The 346-nt window shown below is 58.1% G+C and carries 1 protein-coding gene; it reads right to left on the bottom strand.

Annotation, left to right across the window (positions count from 1 at the left end):
* The coding region (locus tag BFP99_RS31625; RefSeq protein WP_141690738.1) for an RHS repeat domain-containing protein at window positions 1-346 on the bottom strand (346 nt) is incomplete at both ends.

Here is a 346-nt window from a genome sequence, read left to right as displayed (position 1 = left end):
CTGTCCCACTGATACTGGGTCAGCGCGCCATGCTCATCCTCGCGCGCCACCTGACGGCCAAGATCGTCATAGCGATACCGCTTGATCCCGCCATTGGGCAACTGCTCCTTAACCAGTTGCCCCCGCTCATTCCACACCAGCCGCTGACAACTGTGATCCGGGTACCAAACCCCAACCAGTTGCCCGTATTTGTCGTAGCTGTAATCCGTAACATGTCCGTCGGGATCGATCTTACGAATGACATCGCCCTGGTCGTTACGCTCGTACTTCCAGACCGCCAGACCCCGCCTTACAACCCGTACGAAGCCATTGTCATGCTCGTAGGACGTCGGCTCATCATCCCCGG

Source organism: Pseudomonas sp. 1 R 17 (assembly GCF_900067035.1).
In the GTDB taxonomy this organism is placed as follows: Bacteria; Pseudomonadota; Gammaproteobacteria; order Pseudomonadales; family Pseudomonadaceae; genus Aquipseudomonas; species Aquipseudomonas marginalis.
Note: the sequence above shows the minus strand (reverse complement) of the source record. Positions and strands in the feature narration are given on the sequence as shown.